This is a genomic window from Alishewanella sp. HH-ZS (assembly GCF_001704375.1).
In the GTDB taxonomy this organism is placed as follows: domain Bacteria; phylum Pseudomonadota; class Gammaproteobacteria; order Enterobacterales; family Alteromonadaceae; genus Alishewanella; species Alishewanella aestuarii.
In genome coordinates, this window is record NZ_LZEJ01000012.1 from 1 (window position 1) to 26,618 (window position 26,618).

The 26,618-nt window shown below is 53.3% G+C and carries 22 protein-coding genes; 8 read left to right on the forward strand and 14 right to left on the reverse strand.

Going from position 1 to position 26,618, the window contains the following annotated elements; translation table 11 throughout:
• Positions 1–41 precede the first annotated feature (41 nt).
• From rraB to nudF, 9 genes are read right to left on the reverse strand one after another with little or no spacing between them, the layout of a single operon-like run.
• On the reverse strand, positions 42–413 hold the full coding sequence (gene rraB, locus A9165_RS06515; RefSeq protein WP_008609175.1) for a ribonuclease E inhibitor RraB: 372 nt from the start codon (positions 411–413) through the stop codon (positions 42–44).
• Between the two features lie 6 nt (positions 414–419).
• Positions 420–1,163 carry a 1-acylglycerol-3-phosphate O-acyltransferase gene (locus tag A9165_RS06520; protein WP_065955329.1) on the reverse strand — a complete coding sequence of 248 codons (744 nt, stop codon included), beginning with the start codon at positions 1,161–1,163 and terminating at the stop codon, positions 420–422.
• Between the two features lie 47 nt (positions 1,164–1,210).
• Positions 1,211–3,490 carry a DNA topoisomerase IV subunit A gene (parC, locus tag A9165_RS06525; protein ID WP_065955330.1) on the reverse strand — a complete coding sequence of 760 codons (2,280 nt, stop codon included), beginning with the start codon at positions 3,488–3,490 and terminating at the stop codon, positions 1,211–1,213.
• On the reverse strand, positions 3,487–4,917 hold the full coding sequence (locus A9165_RS06530; protein ID WP_255365662.1) for a diguanylate cyclase: 1,431 nt from the start codon (positions 4,915–4,917) through the stop codon (positions 3,487–3,489). The genes parC and A9165_RS06530 overlap by 4 nt, the downstream gene beginning before the upstream one ends.
• A gap of 15 nt (positions 4,918–4,932) precedes the next feature.
• Complete coding sequence (parE, locus tag A9165_RS06535; protein ID WP_065955332.1) at positions 4,933–6,825, reverse strand: DNA topoisomerase IV subunit B; 1,893 nt, start codon at positions 6,823–6,825, stop codon at positions 4,933–4,935.
• A gap of 21 nt (positions 6,826–6,846) precedes the next feature.
• Positions 6,847–7,413, reverse strand: coding sequence for a YqiA/YcfP family alpha/beta fold hydrolase (locus tag A9165_RS06540; RefSeq protein WP_065955333.1), 567 nt, complete (start codon positions 7,411–7,413; stop codon positions 6,847–6,849).
• Position 7,414: 1 nt separating this feature from the next.
• On the reverse strand, positions 7,415–8,173 hold the full coding sequence (locus tag A9165_RS06545) for a metallophosphoesterase (protein WP_065955334.1): 759 nt from the start codon (positions 8,171–8,173) through the stop codon (positions 7,415–7,417).
• A 16-nt stretch (positions 8,174–8,189) separates the two neighbouring features.
• Entirely contained in the window at positions 8,190–8,624 is a 435-nt protein-coding gene (locus tag A9165_RS06550) for a DUF1249 domain-containing protein (RefSeq protein WP_255365663.1), read from the reverse strand.
• Positions 8,618–9,259, reverse strand: coding sequence for an ADP-ribose diphosphatase (nudF, locus tag A9165_RS06555; protein ID WP_065955335.1), 642 nt, complete (start codon positions 9,257–9,259; stop codon positions 8,618–8,620). The genes A9165_RS06550 and nudF overlap by 7 nt, the downstream gene beginning before the upstream one ends.
• Positions 9,260–9,385: 126 nt before the next feature.
• On the opposite strand from nudF, the gene tolC reads away from it, so the two are divergent.
• The 3 genes from tolC (at position 9,386) to A9165_RS06570 (ending at position 12,325) form a co-directional block, all read left to right on the forward strand.
• Entirely contained in the window at positions 9,386–10,681 is a 1,296-nt protein-coding gene (gene tolC / locus A9165_RS06560) for an outer membrane channel protein TolC (RefSeq protein ID WP_065955336.1), read from the forward strand.
• Positions 10,682–10,796: 115 nt separating this feature from the next.
• Positions 10,797–11,720 carry an LpxL/LpxP family Kdo(2)-lipid IV(A) lauroyl/palmitoleoyl acyltransferase gene (lpxL, locus tag A9165_RS06565; RefSeq protein ID WP_065955337.1) on the forward strand — a complete coding sequence of 308 codons (924 nt, stop codon included), beginning with the start codon at positions 10,797–10,799 and terminating at the stop codon, positions 11,718–11,720.
• Positions 11,721–11,740: 20 nt separating this feature from the next.
• The gene (locus A9165_RS06570; protein ID WP_008609186.1) at positions 11,741–12,325 is read left to right on the forward strand and encodes a TcpQ domain-containing protein; all 585 of its coding nucleotides are present in this window, start codon (positions 11,741–11,743) and stop codon (positions 12,323–12,325) included.
• On the opposite strand, the gene glnE is transcribed toward A9165_RS06570, so the two are convergent.
• On the reverse strand, positions 12,294–15,101 hold the full coding sequence (glnE, locus tag A9165_RS06575) for a bifunctional [glutamate--ammonia ligase]-adenylyl-L-tyrosine phosphorylase/[glutamate--ammonia-ligase] adenylyltransferase (protein ID WP_065955338.1): 2,808 nt from the start codon (positions 15,099–15,101) through the stop codon (positions 12,294–12,296). The genes A9165_RS06570 and glnE overlap by 32 nt on opposite strands.
• Positions 15,102–15,110: 9 nt before the next feature.
• Positions 15,111–16,040 carry an inorganic triphosphatase gene (locus A9165_RS06580; protein ID WP_065955339.1) on the reverse strand — a complete coding sequence of 310 codons (930 nt, stop codon included), beginning with the start codon at positions 16,038–16,040 and terminating at the stop codon, positions 15,111–15,113.
• A 114-nt stretch (positions 16,041–16,154) separates the two neighbouring features.
• Here A9165_RS06580 and A9165_RS06585 point away from each other — a divergent pair, with 114 nt between their 5' ends.
• On the forward strand, positions 16,155–16,754 hold the full coding sequence (locus A9165_RS06585) for a TIGR04211 family SH3 domain-containing protein (protein WP_065955340.1): 600 nt from the start codon (positions 16,155–16,157) through the stop codon (positions 16,752–16,754).
• A 9-nt stretch (positions 16,755–16,763) separates the two neighbouring features.
• Here the strand turns inward: A9165_RS06585 and A9165_RS06590 are convergent, their stop codons facing one another.
• Positions 16,764–17,279: an Lrp/AsnC ligand binding domain-containing protein gene (locus A9165_RS06590; RefSeq protein ID WP_008609190.1), complete on the reverse strand. Its 516-nt coding sequence runs from the start codon at positions 17,277–17,279 to the stop codon at positions 16,764–16,766.
• A 134-nt stretch (positions 17,280–17,413) separates the two neighbouring features.
• Here A9165_RS06590 and putA point away from each other — a divergent pair, with 134 nt between their 5' ends.
• Positions 17,414–21,190, forward strand: a complete 3,777-nt coding sequence (gene putA, locus A9165_RS06595; RefSeq protein WP_065955341.1) for a bifunctional proline dehydrogenase/L-glutamate gamma-semialdehyde dehydrogenase PutA — start codon at positions 17,414–17,416, stop codon at positions 21,188–21,190.
• Between the two features lie 97 nt (positions 21,191–21,287).
• Positions 21,288–22,421 (forward strand): HD-GYP domain-containing protein, encoded by a 1,134-nt coding sequence (locus A9165_RS06600; protein WP_065955342.1) that lies wholly within the window; start codon positions 21,288–21,290, stop codon positions 22,419–22,421.
• A gap of 4 nt (positions 22,422–22,425) precedes the next feature.
• Here the strand turns inward: A9165_RS06600 and A9165_RS06605 are convergent, their stop codons facing one another.
• Both A9165_RS06605 and A9165_RS06610 read right to left on the reverse strand, forming a co-directional pair.
• The gene (locus A9165_RS06605; protein WP_065955343.1) at positions 22,426–23,124 is read right to left on the reverse strand and encodes a general secretion pathway protein GspB; all 699 of its coding nucleotides are present in this window, start codon (positions 23,122–23,124) and stop codon (positions 22,426–22,428) included.
• 1 nt (position 23,125) lies between these two features.
• Complete coding sequence (locus A9165_RS06610) at positions 23,126–24,055, reverse strand: ExeA family protein (RefSeq protein ID WP_065955344.1); 930 nt, start codon at positions 24,053–24,055, stop codon at positions 23,126–23,128.
• Positions 24,056–24,131: 76 nt separating this feature from the next.
• Between A9165_RS06610 and A9165_RS06615 the strand changes: the two genes are divergently transcribed.
• Both A9165_RS06615 and A9165_RS06620 read left to right on the forward strand, forming a co-directional pair.
• Positions 24,132–25,352, forward strand: coding sequence for a multifunctional CCA addition/repair protein (locus A9165_RS06615; protein WP_176714598.1), 1,221 nt, complete (start codon positions 24,132–24,134; stop codon positions 25,350–25,352).
• Between the two features lie 512 nt (positions 25,353–25,864).
• Positions 25,865–26,587: a hypothetical protein gene (locus tag A9165_RS06620; protein ID WP_008609196.1), complete on the forward strand. Its 723-nt coding sequence runs from the start codon at positions 25,865–25,867 to the stop codon at positions 26,585–26,587.
• Positions 26,588–26,618: the final 31 nt, after the last annotated feature.

Consider the following 26,618-nt stretch of genomic DNA (forward strand, 5'->3'; position numbering starts at 1 on the left):
CAGATTAAGTCGAGACTAATTCAGGTTAAAGCAACGCGGGATTACTCCTCGTCGTCTTCGTCCCACTCTTCGTCTTCATCACCTTCAAAGTAGGTACCCCAGCCGTCATATTCGACCTGATGCTTTTTCGCTAAGGCTTCCAGCTTGATCGCATCAGCAGTAATACTGGCCGCTTCCAGTGATTGCTCACGGATGGCATCAAATACCCAGGCACTGCCGCCGTCTTCAAATTCCACTTCTTCAGCGTCAGTCACTTCATAGCCCAGCTTAAATAATTCAACAGCCAGCTTTTCCAGTTTATTAAAATCCTGGTCATAAAAGTGATGCTCAATGGTGTACATCGCATCCGGGTCGCTGCCATCTTCTAATAAGGCAGCGATAGTTTCTTCAGTAAATTCTTGCCAGTTTTCCATGGGTTATTACTCTGATTGCGGTTGTTGCTGCGAAGTGTAGTCGTTACCCAGCTCAGCATCAAGGGCGCTGATCTGCGCCGCCATCTGGTTGCGCAGATCTTTGGCGAACTGACGGATATTCTGCTCTTTGCTCAATTCTACCGGTGCCTGCATCTGAATAATCACCTTACCATTATTCCAGCGATTAAGCTTAAACTGCTGATGGGTGCTGCTCATACAGACCGGTACCAGCGGGACTTTAGCTTCCAGCGCGATATGAAAGGCGCCCATCTTAAAGGGCAGTAAACCCCGGCCATAGCTGCGGGTGCCTTCCGGGAACATCCACACCGAGATCTTTTGATTCGAAATCCGCTCGGCCGCCGCCAGCATAGTGCTTAGCGCCTTAGTTTTATCATCACGGTCAATCAGGAAATTGCCACTTAGCCAATACAGCTGGCCAAAAAACGGAATATATTTCAGGCTTTTCTTACCAATGGTTACGGTACGCGGCAGCACTGAACCACTTAAGGTAAAGAGATCGAGATTATTCTGATGGTTGGCGACAAACACATAGGGTTCACCGGCATGGATCGCCGGATCGCGGCGGATTTCCACCTCAATACCGAGGATGCGAGACACACTGCCATACCAGAGGCTAAACCAATACACATTATTGGGATGGAACGGGCGCAGCAAACAGATTAGTAAGCCCGCCACAGTACTGACAATAAAAAACAGCGCTAACAGCAGTAAACGAACAACGGCAACCAAAACAGGCCCCTTGCAAGGTCAAAGAATAACAAGGGGCCTAGTATAACTTATTGCTCGGCGTCTCTGGTTTGATCACTGCTGCCGTTGACAATCACCTCATCAATCCGCTGCAAACCGCGAGGCAGTTTATTACCACGCCGGCCACGCTCACCCTGATAATGCACCAGATCGTCCATTTTCAGACTGAGTTTACGCTTACCTGCCACCAGCGTGACACTGCCGGTTGCCGGCACCACCGCCAGCTGGGTAACATATTCTTCGCGGCTGGCGGCACGAGCCGACGGAATCGACATCAGCTTATTGCCCTTACCCTTACTGAGTTTCGGTAACTCTGTTACCGGGAACAACAGCATCCGCCCTTCGTTAGAGATACACAGCAGCAAATCATGCTCCGGATCGCCAACAATCACCGGCGGCAACACCTTAGCACCAACCGGTAAACTCAACAGCGCCTTACCGGCTTTATTGCGACTGAGTAAATCACTGTATTCGGCGACAAAACCATAGCCAGCATCCGAAGCCAGCAGCAGGCTTTGTTTCTCATCCCCGAGCAGCACATGCTCAATACTCTCACCGGCGACAATGGTAAAGCGACCGCTTAACGGCTCGCCCTGACCGCGCGCCGACGGTAACTCATGGGCTTCAGTGGCAAAGCAGCGACCGGAGGAGTCTAAAAATACCGCCTGCTGGTTAGAGCGGCCTTTGGCCAGTGCTTTAAACGCATCACCGGCTTTATAACTTAACGCATTGCCATCCACATCATGGCCTTTGGCACAGCGGACCCAACCTTTTTCCGACAGTACCACTGTCACCGCTTCGCTGGGCAGCAGCTCTTTCTCGGTTAAGGCTTTGGCTTCTTCGCGTTGTACTATCGGGCTGCGGCGCTCATCACCATATTTTTCGGCATCAGCCAGCAGTTCATCCCGGATCAGTTTGGTCAGTTTTTTCTCGGAGCCTAAAATCGCCTGTAGTTTGTCCCGCTCTTTACTCAGCTCATCCTGCTCGCCGCGGATCTTCATCTCTTCCAGCTTGGCCAGATGCCGCAGTTTTAATTCCAGTATGGCTTCGGCCTGACGTTCGGTAATGCCGAAAAAGGCGACCAGCTCAGGTTTGGGTTCGTCATAGGTGCGGATAATCCGGATCACGTGGTCAATATTCAGAAAGGCAATTAATAAACCTTCTAATACATGCAAGCGATCCAATACCTTATCCAGCCGGTATTGCAGGCGCCGGCGCACCGTATCGCGGCGGAAAATCAGCCATTCGCCAAGAATTTCCACCAGATTGCGGACCTTTGGCCGGTGATCCAGACCAAGGATATTCAGGTTAACCCGGTAGCTTTTCTCCAGATCAGTGGTAGCAAACAGATGCTGCATTAATTGCTCAACATCAATCCGGTTTGAGCGCGGCACTATCACGATGCGGGTCGGGTTTTCATGATCCGACTCATCGCGTAAATCCGATACCATCGGCAGCTTTTTCGCCTGCATCTGCGCAGCAATCTGCTCCAGCACCTTGGAGCCCGAGGTCTGGTGCGGCAGCGCTGTGATCACAATATCGCCGTCTTCCTGCTGATACAGGGCGCGCATCTTAATGCTGCCACGGCCGGTCTGATACACGGCTGCGATATCGTCGGCTGACGAAATGATTTCCGCATCAGTCGGATAGTCCGGACCTTTCACATACTGCAGCAAGTCGGTCACACTGGCCTGTGGGTTATCCAGCAGCGCAGCGCAGGCATTGGCCACTTCGCGGGCATTATGCGGCGGAATATCGGTTGCCATGCCCACGGCAATACCGGTGGTGCCATTAAGTAAGATATGCGGTAAGCGTGATGGCAGCACCTTAGGTTCGTCCATGGTGCCGTCAAAATTCGGGATCCAGTCCGTCGTGCCTGAGCCCAGCTCTGATAACAGCACTTCACTAAAGCGCGACAGCTTAGCCTCGGTATAACGCATTGCCGCGAACGACTTAGGATCGTCCGGCGCCCCCCAGTTACCCTGACCATCCACCAATGGATAGCGGTATGAGAACGGCTGCGCCATTAATACCATGGCTTCGTAACAGGCCGAGTCACCATGCGGGTGATATTTACCCAGCACGTCACCGACAGTGCGGGCCGATTTTTTATATTTCGCCAGATGCGATAAGCCCAGCTCTGACATGGCGTAAATAATCCGCCGCTGTACCGGCTTTAAGCCATCACCGATATGTGGCAGGGCCCGGTCCATAATGACGTACATCGAATAGTTCAGATAGGCGTCTTCGGTAAAACGCCGCAGCGGTAACTGTTCGGTACCGTCAGCGGCAATCAGGGTTTCTGTCATGACTTTTCCTGTTTCGTCAGTTCGAGTTTACGGCGCTGCTGTTGGTTTTTTCTAACTAGCATAAACAAAGCAAGGATCAACGCAATAATACCCATTGCTATTGCCAACCACATCCATTGGATTTGTCTGGCGCGGTTGATTTCAGCCAACCTTAGCGCTTTCACCTGCAATTCTTGCTCTAGCAAGGTCTGTCTTGCCAGTTCCCGTTCGGCTTCAAACCCCATGCGCAGCTTCGCTAACTCAATTTCATTTTCTTTGTCTCGAAATTGTTGAAAGCCACGGACAAAAGCTTGCAAGTTTTGGTAGGCACGTTGATATTGCCCCTGTTCTGCTAACAGCTCAGATTTCAACAACTGCAGCGCTAACAACATATTGCCGGGATCGTCATGTTCCAGTTTTTGTAAATACTCTTCGGAAAGCTGTAGTTGCTGCAAGGCGAGTGAGTTTTGTTGCAGTTTTTGATAAATCAATGCCTTCTCGTAGTGATGGCCAGACAAATAATAAGCAGATTGAATAACATTTAAATACTCCTCTGCTTTTTCCATGTAATTCAACGCAATTTGAGGCCGGCCCATTTCGTTACTTGTGATAGCGAGCCCGCTGTAGGCGTAATACATGCTCAATAAATCATTGGCAATTTGAGCCGACTGCAGCATCCGATCAAAGCTTTGCAGTGCTAATTCAAAATTCTCTAAATAACTGTAATTCCTAGCCAAGTTATACAATACGGTGACCTTATTGCGTTGCCAGCCTAACTCGTCGTACAAGGTCAGAGCTTGTTCCAGAAACTGTTGGGCTTCCTGCTCAAACGCTAAAGACGAATACATTAAACCAAGCTGCGCATTCACCTCTGCCAGTAGCTCTTTGTCTTGCAGAGTAGAAGCTTCTTGATAGGCTTGCTTTAACGCTTGTAAAGCTTGCTGATCGCGATCTTGTAACGTGTCGATAGCTGCGATGTTGACCATCGCACGTATTCGCAACTTGTTATTCTCCAGCGCTATGGCAGTGTCACTCGCCTGCCGGTACAAAGTCAGCGCCTCAGTTAGTGCCAATTGCATTTCTCTGGCATACCCCAGTTCCAGCAACAGTTCTACCTGCAGCAAACTCGGTTGCTCTTCCAGTAGCGCCAATCCACGTTGAGCTGCCTGCTGTTGCTCGGGATAGCGACCAAGATGGCTATATACAGTAGCTTCAATATTTAACCAAAATGCCTGCTGTGTTTTAGTCAGATCGACAAAGACATCTTGCTGTTGTTGCAGTTGCTCCAACACGCTTTCGGGAGAGCGATGCTTTTGTGCATCTAACTGCTGTAACCACTCTGGCACCACAAGGGTTTGAGCCCAGACAGGAAAACTGCTGCTGAAAATTATCGCAGCCGAGATAGCAAGCAGCAAAAAATGATAGCGAAACATAGAGCCCAACATCATGTTCTTCCTTTAATGTCAGGCGACTATTGCCCGATCACCCTTTTGCTCTAACCACTCCTTACGATCATTAGCACGTTTTTTTGCCAGCAGCATATCCATCAGCTCTAGCGTTTGCGGCGCATCATCGATCGTCAGCCGCACCAGGCGCCGGGTATTCGGATCCATGGTGGTTTCGCGTAGCTGTAACGGGTTCATTTCACCCAGACCTTTAAAGCGTTGCACATTGACCTTGCCACGTTTCTTCTCGGCTTCAATCCGATCCAGAATACCGTTCTTCTCTTCCTCATCCAGCGCATAGTAAACGTCTTTACCAATATCAATCCGGTACAACGGCGGCATGGCAACAAACACATGGCCCTGTTCCACCAGATGACGGAAGTGCCGCACAAAGAGCGCACAAAGTAAGGTTGCGATATGCAGACCATCAGAGTCAGCGTCAGCCAGGATACACACCTTGCCATAACGCAGCGCCGACAGATCCTCAGAGTCCGGATCAATACCAATAGCCACCGAGATATCATGCACTTCCTGCGAGGCCAGAATTTGCGAGGACTCGACTTCCCAGGTATTAAGGATTTTACCGCGTAGTGGCATCACTGCCTGAAATTCACGGTCGCGCGCCTGCTTGGCAGAACCACCGGCCGAATCCCCTTCGACTAAAAACAGTTCAGTACGGGCTAAGTCCTGGGCCGCACAATCGGCCAGCTTGCCGGGCAGCGCCGGGCCAGAAGTAACTTTTTTGCGGACGACTTTTTTCGCCGCTTTTAAGCGGCGCTGCGCGTTGTTAATACAGAAATCGGCCAGTGCCAGTGCAATATCGGTATGCTCGTTTAGCCACAAGCTAAAGGCATCTTTCACAATGCCGCTGACAAAGGCCGCCGACTGCCTGGATGACAAGCGTTCTTTGGTCTGGCCGGCAAATTGCGGATCCTGCATTTTCAGCGATAGCACATAAGCACAGCGATCCCATAAGTCTTCCGGTGACAGTTTAATGCCACGTGGTAACAGATTACGGAACTCGCAGAATTCACGCATCGCTTCTAACAAGCCCTGACGCAGGCCATTGACATGAGTACCACCCTGCGCCGTTGGGATCAGGTTGACGTAGCTTTCGGTGATCAGTTCACCGCCTTCAGGTAGCCACAGCAGTGCCCACTCTACGGCTTCGGTACTGGCGACAAACTGACCCACAAAGGGTTGCTCAGGCAAGGCCTGATACTGTTGCACCGCTTCGGCCAGATAATCGCGGATCCCGGCCTGATAACACCATTGGTATTGTTGCTGGTTAACTTTGTCGTCAAATTTAACCGTAAGGCCGGGGCATAGCACGGCCTTAGCCTTCAGCACATGCAATAAGCGACTGACGGAAAATTTAGGCGAATCAAAATAGGACGGTGTGGGCCAGAACCGCACCCGGGTACCGGTATTGCGTTTGCCCACGGTACCGGTTATCGCCAGCTCAGAGACTTTGTGACCATCCGCAAAGGCCATCTCATAAACATTACCATCACGACGGATGCTGACTTCAACCCGGCTGGACAGCGCATTGACCACCGAGATCCCGACGCCGTGTAAGCCACCGGAGAATTGATAGTTCTTATTGGAGAATTTACCACCGGCGTGCAGCCGGCACATAATCAGCTCGACGCCGCTGACCCCTTCCTCCGGGTGAATATCCACCGGCATACCACGGCCGTTATCAATGACTTCGATCGACTGGTCATCGTGCAGGATCACCTGCACCAGATCAGCATGCCCTGCCAGGGCTTCATCGACACTGTTATCGATAACCTCCTGCGCCAGATGGTTTGGCCGGGTCGTATCGGTATACATGCCGGGACGGCGTTGTACCGGCTCTAAACCGGTTAACACCTCAATGGATTCGGCGTTATAGAGTTGTTCAGTCATATTGTTGTAGTTGCTTCCTGTTTACGGCTGTTGCAAACAAAATTCTGCGATCTGTGTCAGATATTGCTGATAGCCAACAAAGCTATGATCACCGCCTTCGACCAGCTCAAAACGGGCGCCCTGATAATACTTAAGAGCCTGGCGGTAATCTAACACCTCATCACCGCTTTGCAAAAGGACAAAATACTGTTCTGGCCGCTTTAACGTCAAGGGCATCAGACTGGCCAGCTGACTCATGTGCTCAGTGCGCACCTGATAGCGTTGCTGTAACACCGGGTGCTGATACTCACCAATGTAATCTGCCAGCACCTTGTGCGGAGCCACTGCCGGATTAATCAGACAGGCGCGGCAGCCATACTGCTCGGCCAGTACCGTCGCCAGAAAGCCACCGAGCGAGCTGCCGATGATGGCGGCTGGCGGCGCGGTGATCTGTTGTTGTAGCGTCGCCATGGCTTCGGCGGGCGTATAGGGTAAGTCCAGCGCCTTTAGCTGCACTCCCGGCAGCGCGGCAAAATAATCCTGCGTCAGACGGGCCTTTTCCGATTGGCTGGAACTGGCAAAACCATGTAAATAATAAAGTTGCTGCACACTAAAGCCTCTTAAACTGCCAACTGACTGCACCTGCTGCGGCAAATTGCCACTCACACCACTGTGGTCCCTGTTCCACGGTCTGCCAGTCGGGCGTGGTTAAAAATTGCACTGAGGTCGCCGGACAACCGACCAGCTGAATACCGTCCTGCACCCGTTGATAGGCCAGGTGGGCATGACCATGACTTAGCCCCCGCACCCGCGTTTCAGCCAACAGCAGCTGCCAGAACTGTTGCTGTTCAGTCAGGCCATAACGGTCGATAAAACACGCCAGCGGCTGCGGATGATGATGCATAAACAGCCAGAAATGACTGGCGGTGCTGGCCGAAAAGTGCTGCTGTAAGGATTGCTGCTTATCGCTGTCGAAGCTACCGGCCGGTGTGGCACCGGTGCTGTCCAACAACCACAACTGCCAATCGGCCAGCGCTAATACACTGGCGGCATGAAAAGGCGGCTGCTGTTGCAGCTCAGCGAGTAGCACCGGATCATCATGATTACCCGGTACAAAAAATACCGGGCAGCGCAATCGCGCCAGTAACTGCGCCAGCAGTTGGTAGCTGGCGCGGCTGTGGTCCTGGGTTAGATCGCCGGTCAATAGTACCGCATCAGGCGGTGACTGCAGCAGTTGTTCTACAATCTGCTGTAAATGTAATGCCGGCTGACAGCCCTGATACCAGCCGTCGGCACTGGCCAGCAAATGGCAATCGGTCAGCTGCACCAAACGATAGCTGGCTTGCGGGGGAAACAGATAAGACTTCATCGTTAGCAAGATACTCTTAAGGCAATGCTTCTGGCTCGGCGCGGTAACCGGCGCGGGCGCAGAGCCGCAACCAGTCGCGGAGCAGTAGATTAATCTGACGTTTTTCATCCGGTTGCGACATGGTCGGGTTCGGATAAGGATAAACCGCCGCAAACCGCCATTGCTGCTGTACCCGCACCACTTCCGCTAAGCGGGCATCGTGATACAGCTGCACATCAAAGCTGGGCTGAAAGTAATGCTGTTGTCCCTGCCAGAGCTCAATTTTTAATTTGGTGGTAAAGGGCGCGACGTCCAGAATAGTCAGCCGGTAAATATCCTGACTACTAAACTGAATAAAGCTCTGCTCTGCCACAGCCAACACCGGCGGCAACAGCCGGTGCAAAGCGGCATAGTTGCGCTCACACAGGCTTAAAAAATCCGGCAGTTTTGGCACATAGACGCTTTTTAACAATCAGTCCCCCAACGTGCAGTTACATCCGCTAAATGCAGCGCCAACCATTGTAGTGCAATTACGGTGGCCGCATTATCAATTTTGCCCTCCGCCAGCAACTGCATCGCAGTGGCGCGGGGTAACAGATGCACCTTAATATCTTCGTGTTCGTCAGCCAGCCCAAACACCCCTGGCGTTACCGCAGCAGTTAACCGCCCCAGATACAACTGGATCCGTTCAGTGCTGCCACCTGGGCTGGAGTAATAGTGTAACATGGGCCACAGCTCTGTCAGCTGAATGCCGGCTTCCTCTTCGGCTTCGCGCCGCGCTGTCAGTTCCGCACTTTGCCCGGGTTCAATCATGCCGGCAATCGCCTCCAGCAACCAGGGACTCTGACCACTACCCACAGCCCCAATCCGGAACTGCTCCACCAGTACCAGCTCATCGGTTTGCGCATTGTACGGCAGCACTACTACCGCCTGTCCGCGCTCAAATAATTCGCGGGTCATGACCCCACTCCAGCCGCCGGCGAAGCATTTATGCCGTAACTGCCAGCGTTCAATCCGGAAAAAGCCCTGAAAAACCGTGCTTTTGTCGATTATCTCCAGATCCGAAGCGGAAAAAGACGGATACTGCTCAACCTTGAATTCTGACATCGGTGTCCTCACATTTTGTTACACTCTTCAGGGTAACTTTACGGTTTAATCGTTCCCTAGTTTACGTTAACAGGTTATCATTTGGGCACTTATACGCACTTTCCTTTACCACCAGGATTTATAAAGATGAAAAAAACCCTTTTAAGCACCTTGGTGCTGTCATCTCTGAGCTTTTTCAGCCTGCAATTAAGTGCTGAGGATTTACAAGCCGTTTATCAGCTAGCCACCCAGAAAGATCCGGTGGTACAGCGCGCGGCCGCTAACCGTGACGCTGCCACAGCCCGTATTGATGTGTCCAGATCACGCTTGTTGCCCTCGGTCAACTTTGGCGCCGATGTCACGCGTAGCAGCCGTGATAACTTGCGCTTTAGCGGCAGTAACACTGTCGGCGCCGGCATCCGGGCCAGCCAAACGTTATTCAATTGGAACGACTGGAAAAGTTTGTCCCGCGCGGAAAAGATCGCACTACAAAGCCAAACCGTTTACAACGCTGAAGTGCAGGATTTAATTGTTCGGGTGACCAGCGCCTACTTTGATGTGCTGCGGGCCCGCGATAACCTGACCTTTGTGGAAGCAGAAAAACGTTCAGTAGAGCGCCAGCTGGAGCAAACCAAACAACGCTTTGCCGTGGGTTTAACTGCCATTACCGATGTACATGAAGCACAAGCACAGTTTGACAGCGTCGTCGCCCGGGGCATCAGTAGCGAGAATGCACTGGAAAACGCCCGCGAAGCACTGCGCGAAATTACTGGCCAGTATCATGCTGAAATTGCCCAGTTAAATACCGATAAATTTTCTGCCTCACGGCCGTCACCAGAGGTGGTCAGCGAGTGGATGAATATCGCTGAGCAGAATAACCTGACGTTACAGGCACAGCGTATTGCGCTGGATGTGTCGTCACTGGATATCGAGTTGGCCAAAGCGGGTCACTTGCCAACCCTGGATGCCACCGCAAACCTGGGCGTATCGAAAACCTCAGGTATCGACCGCGCCGACAGCAGCTCTATCGGCATTAATCTGTCGGTCCCCATCTATTCCGGTGGCGGTACCGAAGCAGGCGTGCGGGTCGCGCAAGCGAATTATGTTGAGGTTAGCCAGGCACTGGAACAAAGCCATCGTTCCGTCGTGCGGCAGGTGCGTAGTTCTTTTAATAACGTCAACTCACAGATGTCGGTGATCCGGGCTTTGGAACAAGCGGTGATTTCGGCGCAAAGCGCACTGCAGGCAACAGAAGCCGGCTTTGAGGTTGGTACCCGGACTATCGTTGACGTGTTGCTGAGCACCCGTAACCTGTTTGACGCCCAGCGTAATCTGGCCGGTGCCTGTTATGACTATATTCTGGCCCAGCTGCAGCTAAAGCAGGCTGCAGGTAATCTGACCGAACAGGACCTGCTGGCAATTAACGCAGCCCTGACTAACTAAGTTGGTTGCGGGTGTAGCTCAGGCTGCACCCGCCCATGCTCCTACCAGTTTCAGCTTTCCCGCAGTCATTTTTCCGTTACAATACCGGCAACCTGAGTTTTCGGATGCGTAGATAGTGGTGAATGCTCCCCGTTTTAGTTGGCGTTTTTTGTTACCGCAATACTGGCTGGTATGGCTGGGTGCGGCCTTTCTGTACCTGCTCAGTTGGTTACCTTACCGCGTATTAATGGGTATCGGCGCCGCTTTCGGCCGCTTATTGTTTAAAGTGCTGAGATCCCGCCAGAAAATTGCACGCCGTAATTTAGAGCTGTGTTTTCCCGATATGCCCGCGACCGAGCGCGAAACCCTACTTTGGCGTAATGCCGAAGAAAGTGGCAAAGCTATGTTGGAAACTGTAATTGGCTGGTGGTGGCCAGATTGGCGGATCCGCAAGCTGGCCCATTTTAAAGGCTACGAACATATTCAACAGGCGCTGGCTGAAGGCAAGGGCGTGTTACTACTGGCCGCCCACTTTCTGCATCTGGAAGCGGCTTGCCGGGTATTCGGCTTAACGCATCCCAGTGTTGGCTTTTACCGGCCGAACAACAACCCACTGTGGGACTACTTGCAGTACCATGGCCGCGCCCGCTCGAATAAATATATGATTGGTAAGCGGGATGTCAAAGGACTTATCCAGGCCCTGAATGAACAGGAAGTGTGTTTTTATCTGCCGGATCAGGACTATGGCCGCAATCGCGCCGAATTTGTGCCTTTTTTTGCTGTTGCTGAGACAGCGACCACGACCGGTACCCTGCTGTTTGCCAATGCCGCTAACTGCGTGGTGATCCCGGTTATCACCAGTCGTTTAGCTGACTATCAGGGTTATCAGATTGAAATTCTGCCACCGTTTCAAGACTTCCCCAGCGGGGACGATAAACTGGATGTGACCCGGGTAAATCAGTGGGTGGAACGGGCGGTATTGCAACAACCGGAACAATATATGTGGCTGCACCGGCGCTTTAAAACCCGACCGGATCCCAATGCGCCCTCGCTTTACTAAATCTGGCGCCGGAGCGACCTATGAAAGTATTTGTTAATGTGATTTTACTGCTGCTGGGCATAGTGCTGATCTATTTTCTGGTGATTAAACCTGATGTGTTGATCAATCCGGAAAAAACCAATACCGCAGCAGAGGGCTTCAGCCGGTTTTATGCCAACTTCCGCAATAGCATTATGCAGGGCAGCTCTAAGAGTGAGTATATTATTACGCTGCAAGATAGCAGCAAAGACCTGATCCCTCAGCTACGCCGGCGCGAACTTCAGGTAACGGCAGCCGATCCAGCCTGGCGCGGCGCTAATACCCGTCGTCGTTTTCAGGCCGGTGAAACAGTCAAGCAGGCGCTGGGCCAATACGCACAACAAGAAAATCTGGTACTGTTTTGGACTCTACCACGCGACTATGTGATTAAGCAGTTCTTTGAAACCAACGGTACCCTGCTGGATACCGTACAAGAACTGGCATTTACCATCAGTCCCGACTTTAAACAACGGGTTACCGGTTGGTACTGCCCGCGGGCACGGGCTCTGGTGATGACCGATCTGGAACATGAGTATCTGCGGCAGAGCTGTATCGCTACGGCACCATCCCTGCCGGCTCGTCGTTAAGCCACTGCTGCCAGGCCTGGTTGACGGCCTGGCGCAATAATACCAACCGCTGTTCGTTACTGTGCTGCAAATTGCTTTGCATGGCCGGCATCAGCGTGGCGCGGTGACCCACCCCTCGTAACAGCTGATAAGCTTCGGCAAGTTGTTCCGCTTGCTGAGGGCTAATTAAGCCAACCTGAGCCGCCGCCTCCAGGATCCGGATATTGTCACTGTATTGATAGAGCTCGGCATGTTGTGCGCCATAAGCCAGTACCAGGTACTGACTGATAAACTCCAGATCAACAATACCGCCGACGCTATGTTTAACATCCGTGCTGTCGGCACCATGGTGCTGGCGCAGCTTTTGCCGCATGTCGCGTACTTCCTGCTGTAATTTCACCAACTCTCTGGGCTGACTGAGGATTTGTTGCCGGATCCCGGTAAAGCGGGCACTCAGGGCCGGCGAACCAACGATCAGGCGGGCACGCACCAGCGCCTGATGCTCCCAGGTCCAGGCCTCTTGCTGCAGGTACTGCTGATACGTATCAATATGGATCGCCAGCAAGCCCGAATTCCCGGATGGTCGCAAGCGGGTATCAATCTCATACAGCACACCACTATTGGTACGGGTGGTACTCAGATGCAGAATGCGCTGCACCAGCTTCAGGTAAAATTGCAGCGAATCAATAGCCCGCTCGCCGCTGGTTGGCGCCTGGCTCTGACATTGATGCACAAACACCAAATCCAGATCGGAGCCATACCCCAGTTCCAGCCCCCCCAACTTACCGTAACCTATTACCGCGAAACCTTTATCCTGCTGACTGGCGCCGGCTGGTAAGCCGAAACGCTCGGTCATTTGTTGCCAGGCCAGCTCAACCAACTGTTCGATAATGACTTCGGCCAGCCAGGTCAGATGATCGCTGACTTTCATCAGTGGCAACACCCCACTGATATCGGCGGCTGCGATGCGTAACTGCTGTGCCTGTTTAAACTGCCGCAGGCTTTCCATCAGCAACTCCAAATCATCCTCCGGCACCCGCAACAGATAGAGCCGCAGACGGTCCCGGTAATCATCTTTATTGGCAACCTGATATAGCTGCGCCGGATCAATCAGCTCATCCAACAACATCGGATAACGGGCCAGATGCTCGGCCAGCCAGCCGCTTTGCGCGCACAACAGGACCAGCTGTTGCAAGGCCGGTGGATTTTCAAACAGCAACTCAAGGTAAGCGGTACGGGTAACAATTTGCCGGAACACTCCGAGGATCCGGCTTAATACCGCCGTCGAAGCCTGCTGCTGTTCCAGCCAATGCAGTAAGCGCGGGATCAACTTGGCCAGGTAATCGCGGCCGCGCGGCCCGACAGAGCGTCGCTGACAATCCTGTTTAAACTGCTGCAGCTGGGCAACCAGCTGTTCAGCCTGTTCGCTATCCAACCAGTCGAGCTGTTCCGCCAGTTCAGTGCTGGGTAGCTCACTATCCCATAACAACCGCCCGAGACTGATCTCTTCGGCTTCCAATTGCTGCTCGGGCTCGATCACCTGTTTAAACTGGCTATGGATACGCTGCATCGCCTGTTCAATCTCGGCGGTCAGTGTGGACCAATCCGGCCGCTGCAAAGCCGTCAGCAACATCTGTTGCTGCTCAGGATCGGTCGGCAGGGTTTGCGTTTGCTTATCCTCCATGCCTTGCAGCGCTTGTTCAACCCGGCGCAACCACAGGTAGTCTTGCTCCAGCATGGTTGCACTGGCTGCGTCCAGGATCCCCTCTGTCCGAAGCGCCTTGAACGCCAGCAAAATAGAGGCTTGCTGCAAACTGGGGATCCGGCCGCCACGGATCAGTTGCAGGGTTTGCACAATAAATTCAACTTCGCGAATGCCACCGGCCCCCAGCTTGATATTGTCACGCCGGTTACGGCGGCGATTCTCCTGCTCAATCAGCTGCTTCATCCGCCGCAGCGACTCAATGGCCGAGTAATCGATATAGCGCCGATAAATAAATGGCTTCAGTAAAGCAGTCAGTTCCACACTGTGACAGGGATCCGGATTCAGCACCCGGGCTTTTAACATGGCGTAACGTTCCCATTCCCGGCCCTGCTCCTGATAATAGTCTTCCAGTGCCGCGAAGCTCAGTACCAGCGGGCCGCTTTCCCCAAAAGGGCGTAGCCGCATATCTACCCGATAGCAAAAACCATCCGCCGTCACCTGATGCAGGGCGGCGATCAGTTTTTGTCCTAACTTGGTAAAAAACTGCTGATACTCCAACGGCCGCCGGCTGCCGGCAATTTCACCATTGGCCGGATAAGTAAAAATCAGATCAATGTCTGATGAAAAATTGAGCTCGCGCCCGCCCAATTTGCCCATGCCCAGGATCAATAGTGGCATCGGCTGTCCTTGCTGATCCAGCGGGGTACCGTGCAAAGCACTGAGTTGTTGGTACGCCCAGTGATAAGCACTGTTGATCAGGCAATCTGCCAGCGCGGAAACCTGACTCAGGCTGGCAGTGATCGGTTGTAACTGCAGAATGTCCGCAGCCAGGATCCGGCTCAGGCTGGCATTGCGGTATTGTCTTAGCAAGGCAAAGGCTTGCTGCTCACTGAGATCCGCTGTTTGCGCCAGCGGATCGCTAAACCCCTGCTGTAAGCTACTTGCCAGCCGTTCCGACTCAATCAGTTCGCTGACTAATGCCGGTTGTTGCTGTAGTGTTCTGGCCAGAAAGTTGCTGGCCTGCAGCAACAGATGCAAGTTAGCCTGCTGTGATGGCGTTAAAGTGGTGACGATTGAGTCAGTGCTTGTCATCTTTTTTCCTCAGCAGCCGGATTGCTGGCGTTGCCACAGCAAACGGGACAACTTTAGCAACCATAATTGATAACTTTGCTGATTGAACAGCAACCCCTGCTGCTCAGCAAGCTGGCGCAACAGGCCACGGCCCTGGCTGGCAAGCAGTTGCTCGCCCTCATCCTGCAGGATATCCGTCAGCAGCTGCAGCTCAGCTGCGACATCCTGCAGCAGCGCCAGATTGAGTTGCTGGCTATAACAATTCTCCAGTTGCTGTAAGCGCTGTAAATGTCGTAGCAAACGTTCCGCTGGCAGTACTGAGAGTGGGATTTCAGGCGGATAAGGAGTGCCATGCTGCAGATAAAGCTGATACCCTCTGGCCGCTTTACTCAACCAGCCTGCCCTCAGTGGCAAAGCCTGTAACAGAAACTCCGCCAGGTCAAACAACGCCAGGGCGTCGCCATCCAGCAGTTCCAGCTCCAGTTCAGAAATCAGCTGCCGGCGCTCACCGGAGCGTACCTCGCCCTGATCATAGACCACCTCAATTGCAGCCTGCGGCGTGTTCAGCTGCCAACTCTGCCGGGTGAAGTCGGTGCGAAACAGTTCCAGCAAGTGCTGTTGTAGCGCAGCAAGCTCGGCCTCTGCCGGCCAGATATTGCTTGGAAAGGCCGCCAGCTCTGGCACCACACCAGCGCAAGGCTGGTTATATTCGGGCCGGATCTGCAAAGCGCCATGCTGTTGCCCCGCCAGTTTAATGGTTTGTTCAAATCGTCCCTGCTTTTGTCGGGTTCGCAAGCCCATATCGTGGCGACGGAACCACTGCTGTGGGGTATCAAAATACGCATTCAGTAACGGCTGGGCAGGGTTTGCCGTGACCTGCCCATAGAGCGCCAATAGCTTACCCACTTGCGGTGCGTCGGCTGCGCCGACTAAAAACTTTAACTCTAGCTCCAGACTCATGCTGATCTCTCCTGCAATAACACAGTGCCGGTATTAGCCCTTGTAAACTGCTACACAACTGCCTATCATCGCCAATACCCATGCACTACTGCTTTGATTTTGGTCAGGATACCTATGTTCAGTTTATTTCGCAGCTTTTGTCAGTGGTTATTTTTGTTTAGCCTGCTGCTATGTGTATTTGCCGTTAAGGCGCAAACCAGCGCTACCCCGGCCTTTATTTCCGATAATCTGGTAGTTTATCTGCACTCAGGTCCGGGTAATCAATACCGGATCGTTGGCACCCTGACTGCTGGCAGCAGCGTGCTGCGCCTGGCTGAAGAAGAAGGCTATGTCCAGGTGCAAACCGAGGATAACCGCAGCGGTTGGTTACCGAAAGAACACTTGAGCTTAACCCCGGGTCTGCGGGCGCAGTTAGCGGAACTGCAGAGCCGTTTTGAACAACAAAGCGTCCGTTTAACTGAGCTGGAACAGGATAGCGGTCAAGGGCAACAAGTGGTGCAGCGCCTGACGCTGGAGCGCGACCAGGCACTGGCCGAACTGGAACAGTTAAAGCGTACTAACGAGCGGCTTAGTAATGAGCTGGATGCGCAGCAAGCCAGTTTCTGGCAACAACCTATGGTTTTAGGCGGCGCCCTCTTACTGTTTGGTCTGTTATTCGGGCTGATTTTGCCCAAGTTGGTACCACAGCGTCGCAACAGCGATCGCTGGATGTAACATGGGGCGTTAACTTTGTGCCGGTGGCGTACTCGCATCGGCATGCAGTTTCAGCGGCAAGCCCTGATCGTTTTTCACCTGCTCGATCACCACATAAGTATGGGTTTGCGCCACACCGGGCAAATCCACAATCTGCGCCAGAATACTGCGGTAGGCTTCCATATTCGGCAGCCGCAGTTTCAGTAAATAGTCAAAACCGCCCGCCACCATATGGCACTCCGCCACCTGCGGAATTTGCACTACGGCATCGCGGAACTTATCAAACACATCACTGGTGGTGCGGTCCAGCGTGACCTGTATAAAGGCCGCAGTACCATAGCCGAGCTTACTGCTGTTTAGCCTGGCGCCATAGCCTTCAATAAAACCCTCTTTTTCCAGCCGCTTTACCCGGTCAATACAGGGGCTGGCGCTTAAATTCACCTTCTTTGCCAGGTCGACATTGGCAATACGCCCTTCTTTTTGCAGCGTATCCAGAATACTAATATCGATCCGGTCTAACGCTTTAATTTTGCTGTTCGTCGTCATGGCAGTATTTTTTTGGGTTTTGGCTATTATTGACAGAATTATATACGGTTAAATTAAAAAAATAACCACCCTATGCGGCAGCCTTTTCTCTACAATGCCGCCAATAATATGGCCTACTTTCAGGATACTTTTCTATGCTGTTTAACGGTTCACTGGTTACTACCGACCCGCTGCGTCAAACCATCCGCAATCACTACCGCGCCGATGAAGATCAGGTGTTAGATTTTCTGCTGCCGCTGGCCGAGGTTGATGCCAAAACCCGTAGCCGTGCCTGGGAGCGGGCCCGTCAGCTGGTGCTGTATATCCGCCAGTCACAGGTTGGCAAAGGCGGTGTTGATGCGCTGTTAAACGAGTTTTCGCTGTCGACCGAAGAAGGTCTGGTGCTGATGTGTCTGGCCGAAGCCCTGCTGCGGGTACCGGACAAAACCACCGCTGACCGTTTAATCCGCGACAAGCTGTCACAGGGTGACTGGAGCTCGCACCTGGGCAACAGCAGCTCACTCTTTGTCAACGCCTCGGCCTGGGGGTTGTTGTTAACCGGTAAGCTGGTGAATTACTCCGACGACGAGCGCAAGCAGCAATTTGGTTTATTAAAACGCACCTGTGGCCGTTTAGGCGAGCCGGTGATCCGTCAGGCGGTGCGTTATGCGATGCAAATTATGGGTACCCAGTTTGTGCTGGGCACCACCATCGACAAAGCCCTAGCGCGTGCGGTGGAAATGGAGGCCAAAGGTTTTAGCTATTCATACGATATGCTGGGGGAAGGCGCCCGTACTATGGCCGATGCTGACCGCTACTTTGCCGCCTATATGACGGCGATCCATGCCATCGGTAAAGCGGCTAACGGCCGCGGCCCGATTAAGAGCCCGGGCATTTCGGTGAAATTATCGGCTATCCATCCACGTTACGAATTCAGCCATCTGGACCGGGTGCATGCCGAGCTGGTCCCTCGCCTGAAACAACTGGCACTGGCTGCCAAGTCTTACAATATCGGCTTTACCGTTGATGCTGAGGAAGCCGATCGGCTGGATATGTCGCTGGATGTGATTGGCGCGGTATTCAGCGATCCGGATCTGAACGGCTGGGAAGGCTTTGGTTTAGCGGTACAGGCCTATCAGAAACGTGGCTTGCATGTGATTGAGTGGCTACGCGAACTGACGGTAAAAGTCGGCCGCAAGCTGATGGTGCGCCTGGTGAAAGGCGCCTATTGGGATACCGAGATCAAACTGTCACAAGTGGAAGGGCTGGACGATTTCCCGGTATTTAGCCGCAAACCGTCAACTGACGTCTCCTATCAGGCCTGTGCTAAAAAACTGCTGGCTTACCGCGATAGCATCTATCCGCAGTTTGCTACCCACAATGCCTATACCGTGGCCACTATTCTGGAAATGGCTGGCGATCTGACCGGTTTTGAATTCCAACGTTTACATGGCATGGGCGACGCGCTGTATGACTTAGTGGTTGCCAATGAAAAAGTGCCCTGCCGTATCTATGCCCCTGTTGGTGAACACTCGGATCTGTTGGCCTACCTGGTGCGGCGCTTACTGGAAAATGGTGCCAACAGCTCCTTCGTCAACAATATTATCGACGAGAGCATTCCGGTCGAGTCGCTGCTGCAAGATCCGGTTGAAGTGGTAAAAAGCTGGCGCCAGAAGCGCAATCAGTCTATTCCGCTGCCGGCGAATTTATATGGCGCCAGCCGCCTGAACTCAAAAGGCATGGATCTGACCGATATTAATCAGCTGACGCCGCTGAAACAGCATATGTCTGAGTTTGAGCAGCAGATCATCAGCCAACAGGCACCGGCAGGTGCGGTAGCAGTAGTCAATCCGGCGAACCTGCAAGAAGTCATCGGCTATCTGCACTACCATAGCCCGGAGCAAATGCAGCAACTGCTGGCCAACGCCGAGCAAGCCTTTACCAGCTGGTCGGCAACCGCCATCAGTGAACGGGCGGCGCTGTTGCGTAAGTTAGCCGATGCCATGGAGCAACACCGCGACGAATTATTAACCCTTTGTGTCAAAGAGGCCGGCAAAGTACTGGCCGATGCGGTAGCTGAAGTACGCGAAGCGGTCGACTTCTGCCGTTACTATGCCCATCAGGCCGAGCTGCTATGTGCCAAACCACAGCAGGCGCGTGGCGTGTTTTTATGTATCAGCCCGTGGAACTTCCCACTGGCAATCTTTATCGGTCAGGTCGCGGCAGCGATGGTAGTGGGTAATACCGTGGTCGCCAAACCGGCAGAACAAACCAGTCTGATTGCGCTGCGTACTGTGGAATTACTGCGCGAATGCGGTATGCCGGAGCATGTGGTGCAACTGGTGATTGCACCGGGTCGTCAGGTTGGTGAACACATAGTGCCGGATCTGCGGGTACAGGGCGTGATGTTTACCGGCTCTACCGAAACCGGCTGCTGGATCGCCCGTAAACTGGCAGAACGCGGCGGCGAGCCGGTGCCTCTGATTGCTGAAACTGGCGGTCAGAACTGTATGATTGTTGACTCTACTGCCCTGCCAGAGCAAGTGGTCGATGATGTGATTTCATCTGGCTTCCAGAGTGCCGGCCAGCGTTGCTCGGCACTGCGGGTGTTATTCCTGCAGGAAGATGTGGCCGATAAGATTATTACGATGATTAAAGGCGCCATGGCCGAGCTGCATGTTGGCGATCCGGCCTGGTTAAGCACTGACCTGGGCCCGGTTATCGATGCCAAAGCCCATGACCGGCTAACCAGCCATGTGAATTATTTAAAGGATAAAGCCAAGCTGCATTATGCCTGTGCTATTCCGACAGAGGGCGAGCATTATTTCTTCGCGCCGCACCTGTATGAAATTGCCGATTTGACGGTGCTGGAGCGTGAAGTCTTTGGTCCGGTGGTGCATATCATCCGCTTTAAGGCCGAACACGTGGAAGATGTGATCCGGCAAATCAATGCTACCGGCTATGGCCTGACCATGGGCGTACACAGCCGGATTGAGCAGTTTACCAGCAAGGTCGCCCGCGAAATCAAAGCCGGTAATATCTATGTTAACCGCAATATGATTGGCGCCGTGGTAGGCGTGCAGCCTTTCGGTGGCCGTGGTCTGTCTGGTACAGGTCCGAAAGCCGGTGGCCCGCTGTATCTGGAGCGACTGGTAAAAGACAACCTCAGTGTTGATTGTGCAGCGCTGGATGAAGCGAAAAAAGCCCGCTTACTGGCCGAAACCACCAGCAGTGCTGTGGCTTATGCGATGCCGGCAGCTGCAGTGGCACAGCAAAAGTGGTCACAGCTGCCAACCACGGCGCGTACCTCCGTGCTAAGGCAATTTCTGGCATCCTTAGCCAGCAATCAGGTGGTAAGTCGCCAGGAGCCGGATCTGGAGCAGGTGTTAATGGTCGCCCGCGCCAAACTGCAACGGGTTGAACTGGAGTTAAACCGTCCGATTAACCTGCCTGGACCAACCGGTGAGAGTAACGTGCTGGTATTGGATCCACGTGGCATTCTGGCCTTATTGCGCGATGACAGCAGCAGCTTTAGCCACTGGTTACTGAGCATTATCACCGCGCTGGCAGCTGGTAATGCTGTGATCACCGCGGTGGAAGATGCCGAGCTGCCAGAAGCCGAGGCCTGTATTAAAGCGCTATTGGCGGCGGGTATGCCACAGCATCTACTGGCTGTAGTCCGGCTGGATTGTCTGACCACCTTGCTGGCGCATCCGGAATTAAACGGTGCCATTATTGAAGTCAGCAGCGCGCTGAAGCCGCTGGCTGCTGAGCTGATTGCGGCCCGTGAAGGCGCCATTCTGCCGTTGATTACCTCACCGGCCGATGAGCGGATGCTGCACCGTCTGGTCACCGAAAAGACCATTACCATCAATACCACAGCAGCCGGCGGTAATGCCTCGCTGATGACGATGGCGGATAACATCGGCTAATAGCGACTTTTTTTGTTAAATCAACGTAAAAGCCCACCCTATGGTGGGCTTTTTGCTATGATAGTAGTTGTAGTTTAAGGACTCAGGGCAAGGATAGATGTCTTATCAGCGCGTAACCATTGACCAGCTGCAGCCTGGTAGCTATGTCGTTCAGGTTTTGGAGCAAACCGGTGATCTGGCGATCAAGCATGCCGGCTGGGTACGTAGCGTTGAAACTATTCGCCGCCTACGCGAGCAGGGCGTGCTGGCGGTAGCAATTGATCCGGCCCGGCAGCTGACTCCCACAGCAGAACCGGTCGCGACACCAACCGAACCCGCCACCAGCGCTGAACCGGCCGCCTTTCGGGCGCTGTTTGCCGATGAACAACCTAAAGCTGCCAGGGTGATAGAGCAGACCCAGGCCATTCAGAAGCAAGTGCTGCAAGCCGCCGCCCATAATGAAGCCATTGATCTTAGCCTGGTGCATGAAGTCAGTGCCGGCTTGTCTGATGCTGTTAGCCGCAACCCCGATGTGTTACTTTGCCTGGGGCGTATTGCGGAACAAAGTGATCAGCTGCTCAGGCACAGTCTAAATTGTGCTATCTATATGGCCGCTTTTGCCCGCTTTCTGAACCTGCCAAAACATAAAATCCAGGCGCTGATCACGGCCGCGCTGTTACATGATGTCGGTAAAGCCCAAAATCCGCAGTTATTGCACGCCGAAGACGCCGCGGCAATCAGCACCAGCCTCGCCGTATTGCAGCGCAGCGCGGCCCTGGCCGGTGATATTTCACTGTGGATCAGCCAGCATTGCGCCTGCCCGGATGGCACTGGCCAGCCGCCGATCCGCGATCATCAACTGGATAATGGCAGTAAGATGTTAGCGATCGTCAACCAATACGAACAAATGTCAGCACCGGAGCATGGCTATGTTAATCCAATAGTTGTTGCCCGGCAGTTACTGGCATTGGCGCCCGCCAAGCTGGATGGGGATTTACTGCAGCTCTTTATTAAATGTATCGGTGTGTATCCACCGGGTACAGTAGTCAAACTCAGCACCGGCCGGCTGGCGCTGGTACTGGAAAATAACAGCAAAAAGCCGACGGCACCGAAGGTTAAGGTGTTCTACCATAGTGTGCATCAGCACCATATTCCGCCTAAGGTGGTAGATTTGGCCCGTTTTCCGGACGAACAGATTGAAGCCTGCGTGGATTTGAAGAAACTGGGGCTGGATGTCAGGAATTACCTGTAATCGCTTACCACTCGCTTAAAGCTCGCATACTGAAAAGCGTATTACCAAACTCCAGCAACACATAGTGCGGGGTGATCTCTTTCAAGCGCACATCGGCCGTGATCCACTGCCCTTCCTGTAACGACTTACCATTCACCTTGACCCAGCGCTGTGCCGGCTGGGTGGCAAACACATGCGCTTCGAACTTCAGACGCGGTAACTGACGTTGCAAGGTCAGATCCAACATGCCAACATCCTGCGCCGGCGCACTGTGTGCGGTTAGATTGGCCGCTGGACGACTTTGCTCCGTCTCAGCCAGAGCACTGGCAAAACGCTCGCGCAGCTCCGCCGATACTTCCGGTTCTGGCTGCGCCACTGGCTCAGCACGGGCGGTATTGGTAGTTAGCGTGACTACAGGTTGCGCCTCGGGCAGCGTTTCGATTACCGGCGTCGGCGCTTCGACCTTAGCGGGCTGTGCCGGCGCAACCGCCGCCGCTGGCGCTTGCAGCAGTGTGGCCGCAATAGTGGTGCTACTGGCCGGGGTAACAACGGGCTCGGTAACTGCAACAGCAGTCGTTTTACCTGGCAGCAGCAGATAACCGGCGATAAAACCCGCTAACACTGCCAATAACAAGGCCAGGCTAATCGCCAGATTGCGCCAGAACTGTGAAACCGGTGCCGCAACCGGTGCTTGTTGTTTTAACGCATCCATCAGGATCGACATCTTAGTCTCCACGCCACAGCGGCAGAACTTGTACTGCCAGTAAGAAGCCGAGGATTATACCGAACAACGCCAATAGCGGCCAGAGCCAGCCTGGCAGGCTTTTCTCAGTCGTCGACGCTTGATTCAGCGGCAGGATCTCGGCCGCAGCACGTTGCACTTCGTTGGCTTCCACCACTGCTTGCTGTTTACCATAGGCTGCCAATAACGCCCGATCAGCCAGCAGGTTAAGTAAACGCGGAATACCACCACTGAGCTCGTACAGCTTTTTCACTGCCTTGTCGTTAAAGACCGGCCGCTCACAGCCGGCCACTTTCAGCCGAAAACGCACATACTGCTGCACCTCGCTGAGATTAAGCGGCAGCAGATGATAACGGGCGGTAATCCGCTGTGCCAACTGGCGTAAATCGTTGCGCTGTAATAGTTGTTGCAGTTCTGGCTGACCAATCAAAATCACCTGCAGCAGCTTTTTGGTGTTGGTTTCCAGATTGGTCAACAGCCTTAGTTGCTCCAGTACTGCCGGCTGCAAATGCTGAGCTTCATCGATAATCAGGATGGTCTTTTTACCGGCGTCATGATTTTTTTGCAGCCGCTGGGTAATTTTATCGCCCAATAACTTCAGGCTGGCGTCGGTTTTTCTATAGCGGATCTTTAGCTCATCACAGATTGCCGCCAATAGTTCCAACTCAGATAAGGTAGGGTTCAGAATAAAGGCCACATCGGTTTGCTCGTCCAGCTCCTGCAACAGGCTGCGCGATACCGTGGTTTTACCGGTGCCGACCTCGCCGGTTAACAGCACAAAACCACCGGCATCACCCAGGCCAAAGCGCAGATGTGCCAAAGCCTCCGCATGGCGGGGGCTTAAAAACATAAAGTCCGGGTTGGGTGCTATCGAAAACGGCGGGCTGCTAAAACCAAAAAATCCGCTATACATCGCTATCCTGTTTATCAGCACTGCAAATTAGGCCAAGGCGGGTATAATGGCAAAAAAACAGCAATCAGGAAAGCGTGTGCAAATTTATCTTGTTGGCGGCGCCGTGCGCGACGAACTGCTGGGCTATCCCTTTACTGAGCGTGACTATGTCGTCGTCGGCGCCAGCCCGGCGCAGATGCTGGAACTGGGCTATCAGCAGGTGGGTAAAGATTTCCCGGTATTCCTGCATCCGAAAAGCAAAGAAGAATACGCCCTGGCCCGTACCGAGCGTAAAGCCGGCTCTGGCTATACCGGTTTTAGCGTTTATGCTGCGCCTGATGTGACGCTGGAGCAAGATCTCGCCCGTCGTGATCTGACCATTAATGCGATTGCTAAAGCCGCTGACGGCAAGCTAATTGATCCCTTTGGCGGCCAGCAGGATCTTGCCCACAAGCTGCTACGCAATGTCTCTGCTGCCTTTGTGGAGGATCCGCTCAGGGTTCTGCGGGTTGCCCGCTTTTATGCCCGCTACGCCCATTTAGGTTTTAAGGTAGCACCACAAACACTGGCTTTGATGCAACAACTAAGTCGCAGTGGCGAATTACAAACGCTGAGTGCAGAGCGGGTGTGGGTCGAAACTGCCAAAGCGCTTGCGACACAAACCCCGGCCGCTTACTTTGCGTTATTACAGCAATGTGGTGCGCTTGACGCCCTGATGCCCGAGCTGGCCGCGCTGTGGGGCGTACCCCAACCGGAAAAATGGCACCCGGAAATTGATACCGGAGTCCATACTTTGCTGGTGCTGGAGCAGGCGGCCAAGCTGTCAGAAAAAATCGAAGTCCGTTTTGCCAGTTTAGTACATGACCTGGGTAAAGGGGTTACCCCAACCGAACCGTTACCTTCCCATCATGGTCACGAGCATACGGGTTTACCATTAATCCAGCAGCTGTGTGAGCGCTTACGGGTACCCAATAGTTGCCGTGAACTGGCACTGCTGGTTTGCGAGTATCATCAGCTGGTGCACCGCGCCCAAGAGCTAAAAGCCAGCACCGTGCTGAAGTTTTTCAATGCGATAGATTTATGGCGCAAACCAGAGCGACTGAACGAGATCCTGCTCTGCTGCACCGCCGATCTGCGCGGCCGTACCGGCTTTGAGCAGGCGGAGTATGCGCAGGCGGCTTATTTACAACAGTTAGCAGAGGCCGCACTTAAGGTAACAGCGCAACAGGTCATGGCTACGGGTATCACAGGCCCGGCGATTAAAGAGGCATTGCAACAGGCGCGCTTACAACAGCTGCGACTGCAGGGCCTGAAATGAAGGTTTTGTGACATCGGGCTGTTTTACTTGACAGCTACGGTTCAATCTTTATACTGCGCAGCAATTTTAACCAAAGCGAGGACCCACTGTGGGCGAACAATCTGGAAGTAGGCCGTGGCCTGTTTCAGTAAAAAGCGTCTGATAGTGTAGCTCCTTTGGTGTCTACTCTGTCAGCGACAGAGTAGTGACTGTAATTCTTCGCGAATCCTCTCCTGCTCTACCACAAACAATAACCTTACAACGTATTTTTAGTTGCGCACTGCAACTGAGATCGTCAACTGGTGTTTTGTTTGAGCCTTTTTACCGTTTCAGGCACTCTCTACCCATTTAATCTGTTAACTAACGCATTCTGCTGCCGTTTTTTGTGCGCGCATCGCTATCCACCTTATTTAGCGTGGTGATGTTGCACGCCTCCAAATGTCTTGGCTTGTTGAATGTTGCCGTTAAAACCTGATTAGACCTAACTGTTAGCCCTGGTGGCCGCTTCGCCCTAACCGAAGAGGAACAGGCACATGTTACAGCAGAACCATGTTGCTTTGCGTGATGCAACCTTAGCCCCATCCAAATCGTTAGTCCTTACCCGGCTTGCTCTGAGCCTGAGCCTGGCGGCTATTACGCTACCTGCCTTAGCAGGTAGACCAATGCTAAACGACGATGCCACCATCGTCGACCACTGTCAGCTGGAAAGCTGGGTTGAACGCCAGGCTGGCGCCAATACCTTTTGGGCGGTACCGGCCTGCCGGGCCTTTGGCGTGGAATGGGGTATTGGCCTTGCCAAAACACCGGGCGGCGAACCACAGCAGTATGCCTTTGCGGCCAAGACCGAGCTGAAAACGCTTGAGAGCAATGGCTTTGGTATCACCGCGCAACTGGCTTATCAGTTTGCTGCTGACGCCCGGCAAGAGGGTGATTGGCTGTTAAACCTAGCCTACACCAGAAGCCTGGCAGATGACGCCGTCCTTATTCATACCAACCTGGGCCACCTGAAGCGCGATAGCGCAACAAACGACTGGGTCGCCGGCGTCTCAGCGCAGTTTGCCGTCCGGGAAAATCACTGGGTATTTGCAGAACTGTACCGTGAACAGGCTGGCCGGCCACTTTATCAAATTGGCTATCTGGCGGAGCTGATCCCAGAGCGGTTACAGCTCGACTTCAGCTACAGCAACAGCCTTGGCCGCTCGGGTCGTGCCGACCTGTTCACTGCCGGCCTGGTATTTTTCTTTAGCCTGCGCTAGCGTCTCACTGGCGGCAGGCTAAAAACAGCAT

What these genes read in the sequence shown, in the direction of transcription:
- rraB (WP_008609175.1), bottom strand. Translation starts at nt 413, where the DNA reads ATGGAAAACTGGCAAGAATTTACTGAAGAAACTATCGCTGCCTTATTA.
- parC (WP_065955330.1), bottom strand. Translation starts at nt 3,490, where the DNA reads ATGACAGAAACCCTGATTGCCGCTGACGGTACCGAACAGTTACCGCTG.
- A9165_RS06530 (WP_255365662.1), bottom strand. Translation starts at nt 4,917, where the DNA reads ATGATGTTGGGCTCTATGTTTCGCTATCATTTTTTGCTGCTTGCTATC.
- parE (WP_065955332.1), bottom strand. Translation starts at nt 6,825, where the DNA reads ATGACTGAACAACTCTATAACGCCGAATCCATTGAGGTGTTAACCGGT.
- A9165_RS06545 (WP_065955334.1), bottom strand. Translation starts at nt 8,173, where the DNA reads ATGAAGTCTTATCTGTTTCCCCCGCAAGCCAGCTATCGTTTGGTGCAG.
- nudF (WP_065955335.1), bottom strand. Translation starts at nt 9,259, where the DNA reads ATGTCAGAATTCAAGGTTGAGCAGTATCCGTCTTTTTCCGCTTCGGAT.
- tolC (WP_065955336.1), top strand. Translation starts at nt 9,386, where the DNA reads ATGAAAAAAACCCTTTTAAGCACCTTGGTGCTGTCATCTCTGAGCTTT.
- A9165_RS06570 (WP_008609186.1), top strand. Translation starts at nt 11,741, where the DNA reads ATGAAAGTATTTGTTAATGTGATTTTACTGCTGCTGGGCATAGTGCTG.
- glnE (WP_065955338.1), bottom strand. Translation starts at nt 15,101, where the DNA reads ATGACAAGCACTGACTCAATCGTCACCACTTTAACGCCATCACAGCAG.
- A9165_RS06580 (WP_065955339.1), bottom strand. Translation starts at nt 16,040, where the DNA reads ATGAGTCTGGAGCTAGAGTTAAAGTTTTTAGTCGGCGCAGCCGACGCA.
- A9165_RS06585 (WP_065955340.1), top strand. Translation starts at nt 16,155, where the DNA reads ATGTTCAGTTTATTTCGCAGCTTTTGTCAGTGGTTATTTTTGTTTAGC.
- A9165_RS06590 (WP_008609190.1), bottom strand. Translation starts at nt 17,279, where the DNA reads ATGACGACGAACAGCAAAATTAAAGCGTTAGACCGGATCGATATTAGT.
- putA (WP_065955341.1), top strand. Translation starts at nt 17,414, where the DNA reads ATGCTGTTTAACGGTTCACTGGTTACTACCGACCCGCTGCGTCAAACC.
- A9165_RS06600 (WP_065955342.1), top strand. Translation starts at nt 21,288, where the DNA reads ATGTCTTATCAGCGCGTAACCATTGACCAGCTGCAGCCTGGTAGCTAT.
- A9165_RS06605 (WP_065955343.1), bottom strand. Translation starts at nt 23,124, where the DNA reads ATGTCGATCCTGATGGATGCGTTAAAACAACAAGCACCGGTTGCGGCA.
- A9165_RS06610 (WP_065955344.1), bottom strand. Translation starts at nt 24,055, where the DNA reads ATGTATAGCGGATTTTTTGGTTTTAGCAGCCCGCCGTTTTCGATAGCA.
- A9165_RS06620 (WP_008609196.1), top strand. Translation starts at nt 25,865, where the DNA reads ATGTTACAGCAGAACCATGTTGCTTTGCGTGATGCAACCTTAGCCCCA.